The organism is Nocardia sp. NPDC004582, from assembly GCF_053602115.1.
This window is the reverse complement of the sequence record NZ_JBSGCY010000083.1, coordinates 1-17,260: the sequence shown is the minus strand read 5'-3', so window position 1 is coordinate 17,260 and position 17,260 is coordinate 1. Positions and strand designations below refer to the sequence as shown.

Annotated in this window: 18 protein-coding genes, 1 pseudogene and 1 riboswitch; of the genes and pseudogenes, 7 read left to right on the top strand and 12 right to left on the bottom strand. The window is 69.5% G+C overall.

The window, feature by feature from the left end; genetic code table 11:
- Positions 1–245: 245 nt before the first annotated feature.
- Positions 246–1,652, top strand: coding sequence for an amidase (locus tag ACWELJ_RS21980; protein ID WP_452367997.1), 1,407 nt, complete (start codon positions 246–248; stop codon positions 1,650–1,652).
- Between the two features lie 203 nt (positions 1,653–1,855).
- On the opposite strand, the gene ACWELJ_RS21975 is transcribed toward ACWELJ_RS21980, so the two are convergent.
- The 5 genes from ACWELJ_RS21975 to dacB all read right to left on the bottom strand — a co-directional run bounded on the left by ACWELJ_RS21975 (position 1,856) and on the right by dacB (position 7,561).
- Entirely contained in the window at positions 1,856–2,743 is an 888-nt protein-coding gene (locus ACWELJ_RS21975) for a LysR family transcriptional regulator (RefSeq protein ID WP_357275660.1), read from the bottom strand.
- 382 nt (positions 2,744–3,125) lie between these two features.
- Entirely contained in the window at positions 3,126–3,680 is a 555-nt protein-coding gene (gene hpt, locus ACWELJ_RS21970; protein WP_452367996.1) for a hypoxanthine phosphoribosyltransferase, read from the bottom strand.
- A gap of 54 nt (positions 3,681–3,734) precedes the next feature.
- Positions 3,735–4,901 carry an ATP-binding protein gene (locus ACWELJ_RS21965; protein ID WP_452367995.1) on the bottom strand — a complete coding sequence of 389 codons (1,167 nt, stop codon included), beginning with the start codon at positions 4,899–4,901 and terminating at the stop codon, positions 3,735–3,737.
- 112 nt (positions 4,902–5,013) lie between these two features.
- Positions 5,014–6,087 (bottom strand): zinc-dependent metalloprotease, encoded by a 1,074-nt coding sequence (locus ACWELJ_RS21960; protein ID WP_452367994.1) that lies wholly within the window; start codon positions 6,085–6,087, stop codon positions 5,014–5,016.
- Positions 6,088–6,100: 13 nt separating this feature from the next.
- The gene (dacB, locus tag ACWELJ_RS21955; RefSeq protein ID WP_452367993.1) at positions 6,101–7,561 is read right to left on the bottom strand and encodes a D-alanyl-D-alanine carboxypeptidase/D-alanyl-D-alanine endopeptidase; all 1,461 of its coding nucleotides are present in this window, start codon (positions 7,559–7,561) and stop codon (positions 6,101–6,103) included.
- 134 nt (positions 7,562–7,695) lie between these two features.
- Here dacB and ppa point away from each other — a divergent pair, with 134 nt between their 5' ends.
- Positions 7,696–8,187: an inorganic diphosphatase gene (ppa, locus tag ACWELJ_RS21950; protein WP_357190166.1), complete on the top strand. Its 492-nt coding sequence runs from the start codon at positions 7,696–7,698 to the stop codon at positions 8,185–8,187.
- Positions 8,188–8,235: 48 nt separating this feature from the next.
- Here ppa and ACWELJ_RS21945 read toward each other — a convergent pair whose 3' ends face one another.
- Positions 8,236–9,891 (bottom strand): MDR family MFS transporter, encoded by a 1,656-nt coding sequence (locus ACWELJ_RS21945; protein WP_452367992.1) that lies wholly within the window; start codon positions 9,889–9,891, stop codon positions 8,236–8,238.
- Positions 9,892–9,975: 84 nt separating this feature from the next.
- On the bottom strand, positions 9,976–10,797 hold the full coding sequence (locus ACWELJ_RS21940) for a crotonase/enoyl-CoA hydratase family protein (RefSeq protein WP_452367991.1): 822 nt from the start codon (positions 10,795–10,797) through the stop codon (positions 9,976–9,978).
- A 146-nt stretch (positions 10,798–10,943) separates the two neighbouring features.
- Between ACWELJ_RS21940 and ACWELJ_RS21935 the strand changes: the two genes are divergently transcribed.
- The 3 genes from ACWELJ_RS21935 (at position 10,944) to ACWELJ_RS21925 (ending at position 12,393) form a co-directional block, all read left to right on the top strand.
- Positions 10,944–11,264 (top strand): 2-oxo-4-hydroxy-4-carboxy-5-ureidoimidazoline decarboxylase, encoded by a 321-nt coding sequence (locus ACWELJ_RS21935; RefSeq protein ID WP_452367990.1) that lies wholly within the window; start codon positions 10,944–10,946, stop codon positions 11,262–11,264.
- 40 nt (positions 11,265–11,304) lie between these two features.
- Positions 11,305–11,778: a YbaK/EbsC family protein gene (locus tag ACWELJ_RS21930; protein ID WP_452367989.1), complete on the top strand. Its 474-nt coding sequence runs from the start codon at positions 11,305–11,307 to the stop codon at positions 11,776–11,778.
- Positions 11,779–11,928: 150 nt separating this feature from the next.
- The gene (locus ACWELJ_RS21925) at positions 11,929–12,393 is read left to right on the top strand and encodes a flavin reductase family protein (protein WP_452368006.1); all 465 of its coding nucleotides are present in this window, start codon (positions 11,929–11,931) and stop codon (positions 12,391–12,393) included.
- A 3-nt stretch (positions 12,394–12,396) separates the two neighbouring features.
- On the opposite strand, the gene ACWELJ_RS21920 is transcribed toward ACWELJ_RS21925, so the two are convergent.
- Entirely contained in the window at positions 12,397–13,029 is a 633-nt protein-coding gene (locus ACWELJ_RS21920) for a LysE family translocator (protein ID WP_452367988.1), read from the bottom strand.
- A 154-nt stretch (positions 13,030–13,183) separates the two neighbouring features.
- Positions 13,184–13,849: a biliverdin-producing heme oxygenase gene (locus tag ACWELJ_RS21915; protein ID WP_452367987.1), complete on the bottom strand. Its 666-nt coding sequence runs from the start codon at positions 13,847–13,849 to the stop codon at positions 13,184–13,186.
- A 254-nt stretch (positions 13,850–14,103) separates the two neighbouring features.
- Positions 14,104–14,217: riboswitch (SAM riboswitch) on the top strand.
- 55 nt (positions 14,218–14,272) lie between these two features.
- On the opposite strand from ACWELJ_RS21915, the gene ACWELJ_RS21910 reads away from it, so the two are divergent.
- Positions 14,273–15,586 (top strand): aminotransferase class V-fold PLP-dependent enzyme, encoded by a 1,314-nt coding sequence (locus ACWELJ_RS21910; RefSeq protein WP_452367986.1) that lies wholly within the window; start codon positions 14,273–14,275, stop codon positions 15,584–15,586.
- 33 nt (positions 15,587–15,619) lie between these two features.
- Here the strand turns inward: ACWELJ_RS21910 and ACWELJ_RS21905 are convergent, their stop codons facing one another.
- From ACWELJ_RS21905 to ACWELJ_RS21895, 3 genes are all read right to left on the bottom strand, one after another.
- Complete coding sequence (locus ACWELJ_RS21905) at positions 15,620–15,808, bottom strand: hypothetical protein (RefSeq protein WP_452367985.1); 189 nt, start codon at positions 15,806–15,808, stop codon at positions 15,620–15,622.
- Between the two features lie 18 nt (positions 15,809–15,826).
- A complete protein-coding gene (locus tag ACWELJ_RS21900) occupies positions 15,827–16,291 on the bottom strand; it encodes a DUF2752 domain-containing protein (protein WP_452367984.1) in 465 nt (154 codons plus the stop codon).
- A gap of 100 nt (positions 16,292–16,391) precedes the next feature.
- Positions 16,392–17,021, bottom strand: coding sequence for a TetR family transcriptional regulator (locus tag ACWELJ_RS21895; RefSeq protein ID WP_452367983.1), 630 nt, complete (start codon positions 17,019–17,021; stop codon positions 16,392–16,394).
- A gap of 137 nt (positions 17,022–17,158) precedes the next feature.
- Here ACWELJ_RS21895 and ACWELJ_RS21890 point away from each other — a divergent pair.
- A pseudogene (locus ACWELJ_RS21890) lies at positions 17,159–17,260 on the top strand (short-chain dehydrogenase); the annotation flags it as partial.

Below are 17,260 nucleotides of genomic sequence, written 5' to 3'. Positions count from 1 at the left end.
GGCTCGGCACGGATGCCGTCGATCCGTACTGTCGATCCGGGGATGTCGTGGATTCTGATCTTCGGACAAAGAACCCGCCACACCCGACACCATCATCCCCGACCAATAGCCGGAATGATAACTTGCGGGCCACGAGCGGATCACCCGATTTCGACACGAGGCGACGGGGGAAGACCAGCATGTACGACGAGGGCACGGCATTAGCGGCGGACATCGCCACGGCCGGCGCCGCCGAGGAGGAAACGGTGGCACGAGACGCGCGAGACGGGGGAGCCGACACGCCCGATTCCGACACCCCGTCCGACCGGCCCCCGGTGGATCCGGCCACCGCGATCGCCATCGCCACCGCGGTCCAGAACGGCATCCTGTCCCCGGAGGACGCCGTCGAGGCCGCGCTGACCCGGATTCGCGCGCGGGACCGGAAGCTGAACGCCTTCAGCCTGGTTCGTGAGGAGGCCGCCCGCGCCGAGGCCCGCGCCGTCGCCGAACGCGCCGATCTGGACATGCTGCCGCTGGCGGGGGTGCCGATCGCGGTCAAGAACAACATCGACGTCGCGGGCGAGGTGACCCGGGGCGGCTCGCTGTCCGGGTCCGATCTGGCCGCCACCGCCGATCACGCCGTGGTGCGGCGGCTGCGGGCGGCGGGCGCGGTGGTCGTCGGCCTCACCCATATGCCCGAGTTCGGGCTGTGGGGCGTCACCGACGGTCCGGGCAGCATCACCCGCAGTCCCTGGAACACCCGGTACTCGGCGGGCGGCTCGTCGGGCGGTTCCGGCGCGGCGGTCGGCTCCGGCATGGTGCCGATCGCGCACGGCAACGACGGACTCGGTTCGGTGCGCATTCCGGCGGCCTGCTCCGGCGTGGTCGGCATGAAGCCGGGCCGCGGGCTGGTGCCCGCCGGCGTGGGGCTCGACTCGTGGGGCGGAATGACCGAGAACGGCGTGCTCGCAACGACTGTCGCCGATACCGCGCTGATGCTGTCGGTGCTGGCGGACCGCCCGGACCTGGCCGATCTGGACGCCCCGCAGACCCTGCGCATCGGCCTGGCGACCGGGGCCCCGACGCCGCTCACCCACGTCGATCTGGCCTGGACTGCGGCCGCCGACAAGGCCGCGGCGGCCGCCTCCCTGGCCGGGCACATCATCGGCGTGGCCGAACTCCCTTACCAGGGCGTGACTTTCGCGCTGCTGCTGCGCTGGCTGGCCAATGCCGCCCGCGAGGCCGCGACCGTGCCGCATCCGGATCGGCTGCAGCGCCGCACCCGCACCCATGTGGCGCTGGGCCGGACGGTGCTGAAGTCGGGTCTGCTGCGGGCCTCGCAGGTCGACCGGGTGGAGTCGCGGCTGCTGGACTACTTCGAGCGCTACGACGTGGTGATCACGCCCACGCTGGCCACCCCCGCGCCGCGCGCCCGCCGCTGGCATTCGCGGCCGTGGCTGGCGAATGTGCTTGCCAACGTGAAGTTCTCGCCGTTCACGCCGTTGTGGAATCTGGTCGGCTGGCCCGCCATCTCCGTTCCGATGGGCCTGCACCCGCGCTCCGGTACGCCGGTGGCGGCGCAGATCGCGGGCCCGCCCGGCAGCGAGGCCACCATCCTGCGGCTGGCCGCCCAGATCGAGGCGGCCCACCCCTGGCAGCGCACGGTTTCCTGACGAGGCCGGGCACCGCTTCCCGACCGGATCGGCCGCCTCCCGATCGTCCCTGGACACACGACAGCGCCGCGTCACCGAAGTGACGCGGCGCTGTCGTCGTGTCGATCCCGCACCCCGTTGTGCCGGTCCCACACTGCCCGGACGGACCGCGGCAACCTCCGACCCACTGCCGCCGCCCGACCCGGACGGTCCTTTCCTCGGGCCTAGACGGCCGCGAGCGGTTCCTGTTCGGCGAAGCCGCCGTCGAGCACGCGGGCCGCGAACTCGAGGATGGTCGGGCGGTCGTCGTCGGCGCGCCAGGCGACCGCGAGTTCACACGGGGCCAGGCCGGTCACCGGGCGGGCGGTCAGGCCCGGCCAGCGGTACATGGGGACGTTGTTCTCGGCCAGCAGGCAGACGCCCAGGCCGAGGCTGACGGCCTCGAGGCGTTCCTCGGCGGTGGCGGCTTCGGCGCCGATCTTGGCCTGGCGGCCGCCGCGGGAGTCGGCGCCGAGCCAGAAGTCGCGGGCCGCACCGGCTTCGGCGGGCATGGCGACGAAGGGCTCATCGATCAGGTCGGCGAAGTCGATGCTCTCCTGGCCGGCCAGGGCGTGGTTCTCCGGCAGCAGCACCCACCGCGGCTCGGTGCGCAGCACCTGCCAGCGGTAGCGGCTGGTGTCGGGCACCGGCAGCCACATGAGGGCCAGGTCCGCCTGGCGGCCCGCCAGTCCGCTGGACGGGTCGGTCCAGGACGCGGAGTGCAGGGCGAGCCGGTGGCCGCTGGCGCTCTCCAGGTCGGTGATCAGGCCGCGGCCGATGGAGGACTGGATGCCGACGCGCAGCACCTCACCGGCCTCCTGCAGGGCGACATTGGTGACTTCCCAGAGTTCGAGGATCTTCCGGGCGCCTTCGAGCAGTTCCTTGCCGGCGACGGTCAGGGCCACGCTGCGCTGGTTGCGGTCGAACAGCACGACGTCCAGCTGGCGTTCCAGCTGCCGGATCTGTCGTGACAGGGTGGGTTGAGCGATGTGCAGCCGTTGCGCCGCGTTGGTGAAATGCAGTTCCTCAGCGACGGCGACGAAATACCGCAGGTCGCGCAAATGCGGGTCCATAGCCCCTTGCTATCAGAATCGGTCTTGATTTTCCAGCCGTATCCGACCCGAAAGTTTGCAACAGGATCAGAAAACAGCCGTCAGGTTTGTTACGGACAGCATATGACGCCAGTTCAACATTCCGTTAACCGGACTCGCGAATTCCTGGCCATTTGCCAGCACTCTTCCACACGCACCGGTGCGGACACGTGACCAGCATTGATTCGCGATCTTGTTCCGCCCGCGATCCGAAAGCGATCCGGGCGCTGACCTTCAGCAACAATGCTCCGCCCCGGCCCGCGCCCCAAACCAGGCGATCGAGTGAGTTTCGTCACAATGCAGCAAAAAGCCGCCTTCCACAGTGGAAGGCGGCTGGCGTGGCGAGCCGGTGCGACGGCGGTTACTACCCGCCGTAGACCTTCGGATCCAGGGTGCCGATGTACGGCAGATCGCGGTACCGCTCGGCGTAGTCGAGGCCGTAGCCGACCACGAACTCGTTCGGGATGTCGAAGCCGACGGCCATCACGTCCACCTGGGTGCGCAGCGCGTCGGGCTTGCGCAGCAGCGTCACCACCTCGAGCGAGGCCGGATTGCGGCTGGACAGGTTGCGCAACAGCCACGACAGCGTCAGGCCCGAGTCGATGATGTCCTCGACGATCAGCACATTGCGCCCGGCGATGTCCTTGTCCAGGTCCTTCATGATGCGCACCACGCCCGAGGACGAGGTGGAGGAGCCGTACGACGAAACGGCCATGAACTCCATCTGCGTCGGCACGGTGAGCTTCTTGGCCAGGTCGGTCATGAAGAAGATCGCGCCCTTGAGCACGCCCACCAGCAGCAGGTCGCCCTCGGGGGCATCGGCGGGATAGCGCTTGGCGACCAGTTCGGCCAGTTCCTCGACCTTGGCGGCGATCTCTTCCTCGCTGATCAGCACCGACGCGATGTCGTCCCCGTACACGTCCGCTGGTTTCCCTTCAGTCGACCCGACTGTGACTCTTTCAAAACAACGGGTTCACTCGGACCCGAGTATGAGCCTGCCATGTTCACGCGCGGCAACCAACCTGGTCCCGCTGGATGAACCACCCACCGCGACCCCGCCCTGCCCACGCCACCGCGTGACCAGCGCCTCCACCGCCCGTAAATTGCTGTCCGTCAATGATTTTGCGCCACGCTCGAGCAGCCACGCGCGAATGACGCGGCGCCGGATCGCGGGTTCGGCAGTGGCGAGCGTCTCGATTCCGAGCCCGTCGCCGTCGCGCGCGCGAACCAGCAACTCCCCGGCGAGCACATCCAGCACATCGCCGTCCTCACGCAGCTGCGTCGCCGTCCGCGCCAGCGCCTCGGCCACCCCGCCCCCGAGCACTTCCTCGAGCAGCGGCAGCACCTCGGTCCGCAGCCGCACCCGGGTGTACTCGGGTGCGCTGTTGTGCGGATCCTCCCAGGGTTCGAGGCCGAGGTCCGCGCACAATTCTCGGGTCATGCCCCGTCGTACCCCCAGCAACGGCCGCCCCCACGGCTCGTCGAATTCCGCCATCCCCCGAATGGACCTGCCGCCCGACCCGCGCCCGAGCCCGAGCAACACCGTCTCGGCCTGATCGTCGAGCGTATGCCCGAGCAGCACGGGCTTCCCACCGCACGCTTCCCGCAGCGCGCGATACCGGGCTCGCCGCGCCGCGGCCTCGGGCCCACCCGGGTAGCGGCGGCCGGGATCCGACTCCCCCACCGCGGGCGATTCCGCCGCCGGGACAGGCGCCTTCGGGTCTCCGATCGCGCGCCCGTCCACCTGCTCCTCCGCCGCGCTCGCACGTGCGGACAGCGCCCGCACGTACCGCTCGGCCTCGATGTGCGAGTTCGGGCCGGCAGCGGCGGGCGGAAGCTGATCGGCCCGCTCCACGTGGACCCGGAGAACCTCTGCGGTGCGACAGCCCAACCGCCGTGCCGCCGCCGCGGCGCGGGCGGCAACTTCGGCCGATCCCTGTTGCAGGCCGTGGTCCACGATCAGCGCGTCGACGACGTCGGCCTCGGCGCACGCGGCGGCGGTCAGCGCCAGGGAGTCCGCTCCGCCGGAGAGGGCCACGCAGACGACGCCGTCGGAGGCGTAGCGGCCCAGCCACTCCCGCACGGCGCGGCGCAGCTCCAGCGCGGCGCGTGTCTCGGGTAGTCGGGGCCGATCGTTCACGACCCGATCGTCGCACGCGGGGCTCGGGCGGGGGCGGGCGGCGAGGATTCCTGCCGGGTACGTCCCGAATTCCGGCGGGGCGCAAGCGCTCCGGAGGGGCGAGGGCCGTGGATCAGCCCAGGACCCGGGTGACCCAGCGTTGCGGGTCGCCGATCTCGTCGGTGCGGGGCAGGGTTTCGGGCTCGGTCCAGATGGTGTTGAAGCGGGCCATGCCGACGGTGTCGACCACCTCGTCGACGAAGGCCTTGCCGCGCACGTACTGGGCGACCTTGGCGTCCATGCCGAGCAGGGCGCGCAGCAGCCGCTGGATCGGGTTGGCGGGCCGCTTGCGGCGCTGATCGAAGGCGGCGCGAATGCGGGCGACGGAGGGGACCACGGCCGGGCCGACGGCGTCCATGACGTGGTCGGCGTGGCCTTCGAGCAGGGTGCCGAGCATGAGTAGTCGGTCCAGGGCCAGCCGCTGGGGTTCGGCCTGGGTGGCGCGCAGCAGCCCGATGACGCCGCCCGCCGGGTCCTCGACGCCGCGGCGGCGTTCCTTCACGGCGTCGGCGAGCCGGGCCAGGATGTCGGCGAGCGGTTCGTCGCCCGCCTCGCCCAGGGTCTCGACATTGCGGCGCATGTAATCGGCGATCCATGGGGCGGAAGAGAATTGGACCCGGTGGGTGACCTCGTGCAGGCACACCCAGAGCCGGAAGTCGCTGGGCGGCACGCCGAGTGCGCGTTCCACCGCCATGATGTTGGGCGCCACCAGCAGCAGCGTGCCGTCCGGCCCGGTGAACGGGTCGTACTGGCCGAGGATGGCGGTGGACAGGAAGGCCAGCATGGCCCCGGCCTGCATTCCGGCCGGTTTGCCGACCAGCTTGCCCTTCTCGCCGGGTTCGATGCCGCTGCCGGTCAACTGGGCCATGGAGTCGGCGGCGGCCCGGATCCAGCCCGGCCGGTCCACGATCAGCGCGTCGGGCACCACCGAGCCGTCGTCGAGTCCGCTGACCTCACGCACCGGCGCTTCGGCGCGCACCGAGGCGGCGGCGAGCTCGGCGACCGCGTGCTCGGCCGAGTACCGGGAGGTGCGCGGCCCGGCCGGGACCAGGGCGGCGCCGGTGCGGGCGGCCACGTTCCAGTCGACCGAACCGGCCAGCGGGGTCCGGGTGCGGGCGGGGGCGGCGGGGTTGTCGGATTCGGTCATGTTCATCCACCCGTCAGGAGCAGCCACAGTTGCGCAGTGCGTTGGCGACGGCGTCCAGCGCGGGTCGACTCACCTCCGGCGGCCGATCGTTCGACATGAGCGCGAACGTCAGGACGCGTCCGTCGCGGTCCAGCACATAACCGACCAACGCACTCGATACCGACAGAGTTCCTGTTTTGGCCCGGATCCAACCCGCGCCCTCGCGATCGCGGTCCACGTAGCGGCCGGCCAGTGAGCCGGTGCCGCCGGCGACCGGCAGGAAGTCCAGCAGTGGCGCGAGCGGGGAGCCGGGGGTGGTGACCGCGGCCGGGTCGACGGTCGAATTGCCTTGCGGAGCAGCGCCGTTGGGCAGCGCGGCCACCGTCAGCACCCGGTTGAGCAGGCGCGGCGGGATCCGGTCGTCGGTCGAGAGCCCGCTGTTGTCGGCCATTCTCAGGCCGGTGAGGTCGAAGCCGGCGGCCTGCAGCACGGTGTTCATGGCGGTCACCGCGCCGGTGAAGGAGGCCTCCTGCCCGCCGGCCACCGCGACCTCGCGGCCGATGGCCTCGGCCAGCACGTTGTCGGAGTGCACCATGGCCTGCAGCAGGCGGTCCCGCAGCGGCGCGGACTGCACCTCGGCCAGCTGGGTGGCGGTCGCGGGAGCGCTGCCCGCCTTCACTTTCGCGCCGTCCACGCCGAGTTCGGCGGCCAGCTTGCGGCCCGCGTCGAGGGCGGGAGTGGCGGTGCGGGGCGAGTATTCGACCAGCGGGTCCAGGCGGCCGCCGTCGATCATCACCGCGTCCATGGGCGCGATGGAGCCGCCCCCGATGTCGGCGGCGTCCCAGCCGGGCGCGAAGTTCGGTCCCGGGTAGGCGGAGGTGTCGACGGTGATCGAGTCCACCCGCTGTCCGGTGGCCTTGACCTGCGCGACCAGGTCCTGCAGGTGCGGCGCGCCCGGGTAGTAGCCCTTGCCGTCGGGCTGCGCGGTGATGGTGGGGTCGCCGCCGCCGACCAGCACGATCTCGCCGGGGGCCGCGCCGGTCACCACCTTGGTGATGACCCGGTGATCGGCGGGCAGGGCCAGCAGGGCGGCCGCGACGGTGAGGATCTTGGCGGTGGAGGACGGGATCATGGCCTTGTCGGGGTCCATGGTCCACAGCACCTTGCCGGTGTCGCCGTCGGAGACCGAGGCGGCGAACGCGCCCAGGTCCGGATTGCCGACGACGGGCGCGAGCGCGGCCGCCAGCCCGGCGGTGCTCGCGGCGGGCGCGGTCTCGGGGGCGGGCGCGACCTGCGGGATCGGTTTCACCGGCGCGGGCGGGTCGGCGATCGTCAACCCCCCGTGCTGGAACTCCTCGGTCCACGGCTTCAGGATCAGCACCACGGCCGTGGCGGCCACCAGCATGACGACCAGCACCGATGACACCACGATCCAGGTTCTGCGCCGGCGCTTGGCCTCCAGACCACCGATGTTCTGCTTGTTCCGACCAAACACCTGCCGCTGTCTCCCTGATACCTGTGGTGGGGCTGATGGCTCTACCGCGGTCCACACTATCCTCGTTGCGCAGTCGTTCCCCCGAACGTGCTGGCGAGTCGGCAGCCTTACCGCCCACCGAAGAAGGAGATGACGTGGAGTTCGACGTCACCATCGAGATCCCCCGGGGTCAGCGCAACAAGTACGAGGTTGATCACGAGACCGGACGCGTGCGGCTGGACCGCTACCTGTACACCCCGATGATGTACCCGGCCGACTACGGCTACATCGAGAACACCCTGGGCGGCGACGGCGACCCGCTGGACTGCATGGTCCTGCTGCCCGAGCCCGTGTTCCCGGGTGTGCTGGTCGAGGCCCGCCCGGTCGGCGTGCTCATCATGAGCGATGAGGCCGGCACCGACGAGAAGCTGGTCGCGGTCCCCAACAAGGACAAGCGCTGGGACCACATCCAGGATGTCGAGGACATCCCGGAGTTCCAGCGCAAGGAGATCGCGCACTTCTTCGAGCGCTACAAGGACCTGGAGCCCGGCAAGTGGGTCAAGGTCGAGGGCTGGGAGGGCCGCGAGAAGGCCGAGAAGCTGGTCGACGAGGCCTACGCCCGCTTGCAGGAGCAGGGCGGCCACTAGGTCACGCCGAGTGAGGGGCGGCACGGATTCCGTGCCGCCCCTTCGCTTTCACTCGGGAACGGAATCCAGTCCGGCGGTGGTGCGGAGCGGGACTTCCTTCCAGAACATCACCAGGACGAGCGCGACGAACGCGACCGCGGAGGTCGTCAGGAACACCGTGGACAGCGATTCCGCGAATCCGACCTTGAACGGATGCGCCAGTACGGGATTCAGCTTCTGAATGATCGAGCTGTCCTTCAGCACGCCTTGCGCCGCCGAGGTGTCCTGGTTCAGGAATCCCCGCGCCAATGCCATATCCGCCGGATTTCCGTCGTGCGCGGCGTCGACCACGGCTTTCTGGAAGGCCGGGTCGGTACTGGACGCCTCCAGTCGAGCGCGAATATTGGGGCCCAGCCGGTCGAAGAGAATGGACAGGAATACGGCCGCGCCGAGGGTGCCGCCGATCTGCCGGAAGAATGTCGCCGATGCCGTGGAAACACCCATGTCCTTGGGCGGCAACGCATTCTGCAGCGCCACGATGAGCGGTTGCATGAGATTGCCGAGCCCGAATCCGACGCACAGCATGAACAGCACCACGATCCAGAATGCGGTGTCGGCCTTCAGATAGTGCAGCAGGAAAAGTCCGAGGGTGATCATGGCCGCGCCGAGCAGCGTGTAGATCCGGTAATGCCCGGTGCGCGAGATCAATTGGCCCGACAACACCGAGCCGATCATCATCCCCAGCACCATGGGAATCATCTGCAAGCCGCCCAGCATGGGGCTCGCGCCCCGGTCGGCCTGCAAATACTGCGGTAGCAGCAGGATGCCGCCGAACATGCCCGCGCCGACCACGAACGAGATGACCACGCCGAGCGCGAAGGTGCGATTGGCGAAGATGCGCAGCGGAATCAGCGCCGCGTCGCCCAGGGCACGCTCGATCAGCACGAACGCGGCGACACCGAGCGCGCCGATGAGGTAGCAGGCCACGGATCTCCCACTGCTCCACCCCCATTCGCGCCCCTGCTGGGCCACGATCAACAGCGGGCTCATGGCGACGATCAATGCCAGCGCGCCCCAATAGTCCACGCGGTCACGGGATTTCTCGCGCGGCGGCAGCCGCAGCACACGGGTCACCACGACCAGCGTGAACAATCCGATGGGCACGTTCACCAGGAACACCCACCGCCAGCCCGCGATCCCCAGAATGCTGTGCTGCCCCGCGAACAGCCCGCCCAACACCGGCCCGATCACACTGGAGGTGCCGAACACGGCCAGGAAATACCCTTGGTACCTGGACCTTTCGCGCGGGCTCACGATATCGCCGACGATGGTCAGCGCCAGCGACATCAGCCCGCCCGCGCCCAGCCCCTGCAGCGCCCGGAACACCGCCAGCTCGTACATGGACTGCGCGAACGTGCACAGCAGCGAGCCGGTCACGAAGATGGTGATCGAGGCCAGGTAGAAGGGCTTGCGCCCGTACATGTCCGAGAGCTTGCCGTAGAGCGGCGTGGCCAGCGTCGCGGTGATCAGGTACGCGGTGGTCGCCCAGGCTTGTAGCGAATACCCGTTCAGGTCATCGGCGATGGTGCGGATCGCGGTGGACACGATGGTCTGATCCAGCGCCGCGAGCAGAATGCCCAGCAGCAGCCCGGAGAGGATCACCAATATCTCCCGATGCGTGAAGCCGCCCGCGCCGGTCGCTTCGCCCACTTCGGATGTCGCCATGCCAAAACCTCCAGCCCCCGACCAAGACGATAGGCCGGGAACCGGAGGCATGGGGTCCCTTTTTCGGGACGGGCCCGAGAGTTGTTACTTCCCTTTGAACCGCGGGTCGCGCTTCTCGAAGACGGCCTGGATGGCCTCGGTCAGGTCCTCCGACGGCAGGAACGCCGAGTTCCAGGCGGACACGTAGCGCAGTCCGTCGGCGATCTTGCCGCGCTTGGGCTGGTCCAGCACGTCCTTGATGCCCTGCACGACCAGCGGCGGGTTGGCCGCGATCTCCCGCGCCATGGCGTAGGCGGCGTCCAATACGGCTTCCTGGTCGGCGTACACGTCGTTGACCAGGCCGATCTTCTCGGCGCGGGCGGCGTCGATGTCCTTGCCGGTGTAGGCGAGCTCGCGCACGTGCCCCTCGCCGATGATGCCCGGCAGCCGGTGCAGCGAGCCGATGTCGGCGACGATGGCCACCTTGGCCTCGCGCAGGCTGAACTTGGCGTCCGCGCTGGCCAGGCGGACGTCGGCGGCGGCGATGAGGTCCAGGCCGCCGCCGATGCACCAGCCGGAGATGGCCGCGACGACGGGCTTGACGCAGTCGGCGACCGCGGTCACCGAGTCCTGCATGTCGCGCACGTGCTTGAGGAAGTCGGTGCGCGGCCCGGCGAGCGCCTTGTCGGCCAGCAGCGGCCCGAACAGCGGGCTCATGGCCGGCAGGTCCAGTCCGTAGGAGAAATGCTTGCCGGAGCCGGTGAGCACGATGGCCCGGACGTCGGGGTCGGCGTCGAGCTCACGGAAGATGAGCGGCAGCTCACGCCAGAAGTCGGGGCCCATGGCATTGCCCTTGCCGGGACCGGTGAGCGTCACCGTCGCGATGTGGTCCTTGCTTTCGACTTCGAAAGCCTTCCATTCGGTCATTGGTCCAGCGTATAGGGGTTACCGGCGAGTAGGTTGGCCGGTGTAAACCCTGTGCTAAATCTGCTGCGTCCCAGCGTTTTCGCGGCGCCCGGAGGCGGACGATTATCGCGTCCGCACAAACTGCTCCTCCTGTGTGTGAGGTCACGATGTTGATGCATCACGGAATCGGCCTCGACCGCTTCAACGCCCTCCCCCGCCGTCGTGCGATTCATGCCCTGTACGAATGCTGCTGCAATGTCACCTGGGCACAGAAGATCGCCGACGGCCGCCCCTACCCGGGCCATGCCGCCCTCCAGACCGCCGCCGCGGCGGAACTGCGCGCCATGTCCGCGATCGATCTGGAACGCGTCTTCGATTCCTGTGCGCACCAGTCGGTTCCGGAGCGCACCGTCGACGCGCTGGCCCCGATCGTGCGCGCCCGCCTCACCGCGATGCTGGGACCCGAGGAGGGCTACCCCGACTACTGATCCCCCGCACATCCACCGCAATCGCTCTACCCTGGTTGCCATGCGCAGGTCCCTGCCACCGGTCGCGTCGAAGGTTTCCGACACCTTGATCGCGCGCGGCCATCACGGGGTGATCATCACCCAGCCCACGCCCACCCCCACCGCGCGCGATGCGGCCGACGCGGTCGGCGTCACCGTCGGGGCCATCACCAAATCCCTGGTGTTCCTGCTCGACGACGATCCGGTGCTGCTGCTCGTCTCCGGCGCCCACCAGGTGCATCTGGAGCGCACCGGGCAACGCCTGGAGGGCACGCTCAGCCGGGCGCCCGCGGCCATGGTCCGGGAGGTGACCGGGCAGCCCATCGGCGGCGTCGCCCCGCTCGGGCACCCCACCAATCTGCCCACCTTCGTCGACAACGCGCTGGCCCAGTACCGGGAGCTGTGGGCGGCGGGCGGGCATCCGAACACCCTGTTCCGCACGACCTTCGGGGAGCTGGTCCGGATCACCGCGGGCCTGGCCATCGACGTGGACTGACCGCCGCCGACGAGGGTTTTCCGACAGCCCGGAATACCTGGGCCCGCGACCACGTAGGTTCTTGACGTGACCGATTCTCCGACGCCCGGCGCCGAGCTACACGTGCCCGACGACCTGAGCGGCATCACCGCGCAGCAGTTCCGCGCCGCCATGCGGCACTATCCGGCCGGCGTCACCATCGTCACGCTGAACTCCGCGCAGGGTCCGGTCGGTTTCACCGCGACCTCGTTCGCCTCGCTGTCGGCGCAGCCGCCGCTCATCTCGTTCAATATCGCCGAGACCTCCTCCAGCATCGAGGCCATGCTCGGCGCGGAATCGCTGGTGGTGCACTTCCTGGGCGAGCATCAGAAGCATCTGGCACAGCGGTTCAGCCGGTCCGCCGAGGAGCGTTTCACCGACAGGTCGTTGTGGGCCACGCTCGGCTCCGGCGAGCCGGTTCTGCACGGCACCCCGATCTGGGTGCGCGCGACCGTGCACCAGCTGATCCCGATCGGCGATCACACGCTGGTCATCGGGCTGGTGACCCAGGTGCACGACAACACCGAGAGTTCGCCCGCGGCCGGCCCGCTGGTGTACTACAACGGCGCCTATCACCGCGCCGAGATCGCCGACTGACGCTCAGGCCGCCGAGGCCGCGGTGCCGATACCCAGCGCCGCCAGGATCGCCGCGCTCGTCTGTTCCAGCCGGGCCCGGATCCGCGGGCGCTGCAACAAGGCGACCGCGCGGGCGGCGGCCACCGCGAGCAGGATCATCTCGATCGCCGCGATGCTGGATTCGATGGCGCCGAGGGTGAGCGTGTTCAGGAAGGTCACCTCGGTGAGGAACTGCGGCAGCACCGCGAGATAGAACAACCCCACCTTCGGATTGAAGACACACGACAGCAATCCGGCAGCGAACGCCGAGCGCATCGACGCGGGCGTGCCCCGCACCACCGCCGCCTCCGGCCCGGCCTCCGCGTTCCGCGCCCGCCGATGCTCGATCAGTGCCCGAATCCCCAAGTACAGCAGGTAGATTCCGCCGATCACCTTCAGCGTCCGATACGCCGTCGCCGACTGTTCCAGCAGCGCCGCCACCCCGGCCGCCACCACCGTCGCCCAGACGATCCCGCCGAACGCCGAACCCACCGCCGCCGCGATCCCGGGTCGCGGTCCGGCCATCGAGAATCGCAGCACCAGGAAGGTATCGGGGCCCGGGGTGAGCGCCAGCAGCACGCACAACCCCGCGAAACTCAGCAGCAGCGGAAAACTCATGCCCTCCATGGCAACCCATCGCGGCGACGCGACGCAAGGGTGATATCGCTGACCCTGCCCCCGACGAGCAGGGCCAACGGGTCACCCCCGGAAACGGCGAAGACCGCCGCCCCCGCCTGATGAACGGGGTGCGACGGCCTCTGGTGACGAGTTCTCAGTTCCGCGCGCTGGTCTCGGCACCCAGTTCACGGAACAGGTCGGTGTTCATCGTGAACGCCAGTCGCGCCTCGTCGAGCACGCGATCGACCTCGGGACCTTCCAGGGGAAGCTGGTCCAGGGCCTCGCGGTACTCGCGCTTGAACGCGGCCGGATTGGTGATCTCGTCGAAGACGTAGAAGCGCACGCCGTCGCCCTTCTTGGGCAGGTCCCACAACTTCTCGGCGGTGCCGCGGATGACCTGGCCGCCGGAGAGATCACCCAGGTAGCGGGTGTAGTGGTGGACGACGTACCCGGCCGGCCATTCCTGCGCGCACTCCTCGATGCGGGCGGCGTAGGCGGCGGTGGCGGGCAGCGGCCGCAGCTCCTCGCGCCAGTTCGCGCCGCCGAGGTGGGCCAGGTCGGTCTCGAGCGCGGCCAGGCGGGCCAGCTCCGGCTTCACGAACGGGCCCGCGACGGGGTCGGAAGCCAGTGCGGCGGAATGCTTTTCGAGGGCCTCGTAGACGAACCAGAGCTGGCCGGTGTAGCGGAGGAAGGCCTCGACGCCGAGCTGCCCGGTGAGCAGGTCCCGCATGAACGTGGAGTGCTCGGCCTCGTTGTGCTGCTGCTCGGTCGCGGTGCGAATGAGCGTCGAGAACGGGGCGCTGGTGTCCGTGTCCAACATGGTCGGCTCCTCGTGGTCAACTCCGGGGCACCCCACTTTGGCTACCCTAACTTCCTAGTCGACCGTACGCCTCAGCAACGATCTCGCGATTCGAACTTTGCGGCCCACCCACTCCAACTTTCGGATGATTTTTCCGCCCCGCCGGTGCCGTCGATCACGGCTTCTCCGCCGCCCCGAATGTCGTGCGCGGACCGCGACAGGCGAAGGCGGGCAGGGTTGACAAGCCCGTGACGCGTCTGCCAATCTCGCTTTCAGGTCATGAGTACCAGCGCTAAGCCCCGGCTTGCTGGTCGGCAACCCTCCACCGCGGCGGGGTGCTCCGGGTGACGACCGGGCCGTCGCCCGACCGGGCGCGGCAAGCGCGGACTCACGATCGATTCCTGTCTTCCGATCGCGTGTCCCCTGAATCCGATGGGATTTGTGATGACCGCTTTCGCCGACCAGACCTGTGCTCCCCTCGCCACCGTGTCCGGCTGTGACCTCCGGGTTCCGCTGGTCCAGGGCGGGACCACCGGCTACGCGAACTTCGACTACGCCGCCAGCGCCCCCGCGTTGCGGCAGGTCACCGACCGGGTCGCCGAGCTGCTGCCGTTCTACGCCAGCGTGCATCGCGGGGCGGGGTACGCCTCCCGCGTCTCCACCGACTGCTACGAGTCGGCGCGCGGCTCGGTCGCCCGCTTCCTCAACGCCGCCGACGATCAGGTGGTGGTGTTCACCCGCAACACCACCGACTCGCTGAACCTGCTGGCCGCCTGCGTGCCCGGCGACACCGTGGTGCTGGATGTCGAACACCACGCCAACTTCCTGCCCTGGACCCGGCACGGCCGCCGGGTGGTGCCGGTCGCCGACACCATCGAGGAGACCATCCAGCGGCTGGTCGCCGAACTGTGCTCGAAACCCGCTGCGCTGCTGGCGGTTACCGGCGCCTCCAATGTGACCGGCGAACTGCTGCCACTGGAACGGCTGGCCTGGATCGCGCACCAGTGCGGCACCCGCATCCTGGTCGACGCCGCCCAGCTGGCCCCGCACCGCCGGATCGACCTGCGCACCACCGGCATCGACTACCTGGCCTTCTCCGGGCACAAGGCGTACGCGCCGTTCGGCGCGGGCGTGCTGGTCGGCCGCCGGGACTGGCTCGACACCGCGGAGCCGTACCTGGCGGGCGGCGGCGCGGTGCGCTCGGTCGCCACCGACAGCGTCGAATGGGCGCCCGCGCCGCAGCGCCACGAGGCCGGTTCCCCGAACGTGCTCGGGGTGGCCGCGCTGGCCGCCGCCTGCGACGCGCTCGCCGATCTGGACGAGACCACCGTCGTCGAACACGAGCAGTACCTCACCCACCGGCTGCGCTACGGGCTGAAAACCGTTCCGGGCGTGAACTTCCTGCGCGTGTGGCGCGACAGCACCGACGCCGTCGGCATCGTCGCCTTCACCGTCGACGGTTTCGAGCCCGGCCAGGTGGCCGCGTATCTGTCCGCCGAACACGGGATCGGGGTGCGCGACGGCCGGTTCTGCGCCCATCCGCTGCTCTCGCGGCTCGGGGTGGATGCGGCGCTGCGGGCCAGCATCGGACTCGGCACCACCGCTGCCGACGTGGACCGCCTCATCGACGCGATCGCCACCCTGGTCGAGCACGGTCCGACCTGGAATTACGCCCGCACCGACGGCCACTGGAACCCGGTCCCGGAGACCCGGCCCTTCGGCGGTTCGGCGGACGGCGCCGCGCCCTGTGGATTCTGAGAGCCCTGCGGATTCCGAATCGCCGGGAGCGGGTCAGGGCACCAGGTAGCGGGCCGCGAGCTCCTCGACCAGCGGGTCGTCCTCGTCGACCGCTTCGAGTCGGTCCAGGTCGTCCTGGACCGACACCTGCCGGGTGTCCGGAATCTCCGGATCGGGCGGTCCGTCCTCCTCGAGCTGACGGATCAGCTTGTCTCGCACCCGCTCCTTCAGCGATTGGCTCATAGGAAGAGCATCCTCCGCTCAGACGGGCGCGATCCAGGTACCCCACGGCGTGTTCCGCACGACGGTGAACACGATGAGGAAGGCCACCGCGATCCACAGCGCCGACCTGGGCAGGATCCGCGGTAGCGGCGGCGGCGCCGACCGGCCCCGCCAGGCGCGCACCAGCCAGGTGCCCCACCAGGCGAGGAAGCCGAGCGTCAACGGCAGCAGCAGCACATTGCTGTGGATGGCGTCCAGGAACCGACCATCGGTCAGATTGTGCAGGCCGCGCAGGCCGCCGCAGCCGGGACACCAGTACCCGGTCAATTCGTAGAACGGGCAGAACCCGTAGGCCCCCTGCACGTGCGGGTCCCGGAAGTGCAGCAGCGCCAGGCCGCCGGCGACGGCCGCACCGCCCAGCAGCGGGAGTCCGACGCCGAGCCGTCGCGGGCGCGTAGGCCCTGGTTCGGCTCCCGCCGTCGGTACCGCTGCCGTGGTGTCCACGAGAATCAACGGTAGCCGGGCCACCGCCCACCTGCCAGGTCACACCGAACTTCGCACCCGATTGCGTTGCTCGATCACGCCGCCCGATTGCGTTGCGGCCTCAGCGGATCGGGGCGCGTTCCACTACCGGGGCGGTGAGCACGCCCGCGAGCATGTCCACGATTTCTCCCCAGGCGTCCACATCCCCCGCGGCGACCTTGCCCGCCTCGACCGCGCGTTCATGATCGGCCAGTAGCGCGAACAGCACGGTCGGCAGCGCGCGCAACCGCCGCAGCCGCAGGCGTTTCGGCAGGTCGGCGAGTTCCCGATCGAGCTGCTGCATGATCACGCGCACCGAGGTGCGCTGGGCGGAGGCCAGATTCGCCGCGTCGGTGACGGCTCGGTGGGTGTGGATCTGTTCGAGGAATCGCGCGTAATGGTGGACACCGTGCCGGTCGGCCAGCTCGAGCATGGGGATGACCAGCGCTTCGAGCAGATCGTGGACGCTGGTCACGCCGGTCCCGGCCTGTTCGGCCAGCAATTCGAGCCGCCGGATCTCCAAGGTGGCGAGCCGGTGCTCGACCACCGCCTCGATGAGCCCGTCGCGGGAGCCGAAGTGGTACTGGACCGCGGAATTGTTGCGCTGTTCGGCGGCCGCGGCGATATCGCGCAGCGGCACCGCCGGTCCACGCTCGGCGATCAGCTGTTCCGCCGCCAGGATGATGCGCTCGCGCGCCCCCGTGACTGCCATTCGAGCACCGACCTCCTTGTCCACAGTGTGCACTGTAGCCGCCCACCTGGGGATAAAGAACTTCTCCTTGACGATTAAGAACTAATGCTTAACAGTGTCGAGTGACTGTCGTCACCCTCCGAAGGACTGAATTAGCGATGATCCTGGACACCTTCCGACTGGACGGCCGCGTCGCCGTCGTGACCGGCGCGGGCCGCGGCATCGGCGCCGCCACCGCCCTCGCGCTCGCCGAAGCCGGT